We start from the raw sequence: 744 nt of genomic DNA on the forward strand, positions 1-744 counted from the left end.
CCGGTAGGAATGGCGCGGCACCGGAACGACAACTCGACGGCGTGAAGCAGGTCGGCGAAGGCGGGGTGTTGCGGTGCGCAATAAATCAATTAACGGGATATTCATCGCTTGTCAAATATCCGCAATCTTCACAAAAAACGTTGCAGTAGCAACCATTTACGTGAATCGGGACGCTCGACATCAGGGTCCCGGGGAAGCGCAGGCGGGGTCGTGGGAGAGAGGAACGCGACCCGCCGCGCATCCCGGGGCGCGTCAAGTATTCGTTAACGTTAGAATTACGTCGCAGGAAAGGTGCTCACCAGCACATTCCATTCCGTTATATGGACCCCCAAGATGATTTCCCTTCGTAACTTCGCCTTGCGCCGTGGCGAGCGGCTGCTGTTGTCCAACGTCGACCTGACCCTGCACGCGGGGTACCGCGTCGGCGTGGTCGGCCGCAACGGTGCCGGCAAGTCCAGCCTGTTTGCTGCCGTGAAGGGCGAGCTGGAGGCGGACAAGGGCGATGTCGACCTGCCCGGCAAGGTCCGCATCGCCAGCGTGGCCCAGGAGACCCCGTCGCTGCCCGACCCGGCGCTGCAGTTCGTGCTCGAAGGCGACACCGAGGTGGCTGCGGTCATGCGCGAGGAAGCCGCCGCGGCCGCACGCGAAGACTGGGAAGCGGTGGCTACCGCGCACCAGAAGATGGCCGAGATCGGCGCCTATGACGCCGAAGCCCGCGCCGGCAAGCTGCTGCACGGCCTGGGC

General features: G+C 63.8%; 1 protein-coding gene. It reads left to right on the forward strand.

Going from position 1 to position 744, the window contains the following annotated elements:
- Nucleotides 1–333: 333 nt before the first annotated feature.
- The coding region (locus tag ACXJKJ_RS30495) for an ATP-binding cassette domain-containing protein (protein ID WP_457395171.1) at nt 334–744 on the forward strand (411 nt) is incomplete at its 3' end.

The sequence above is a fragment of the Roseateles sp. P5_E1 genome, assembly GCF_054049335.1.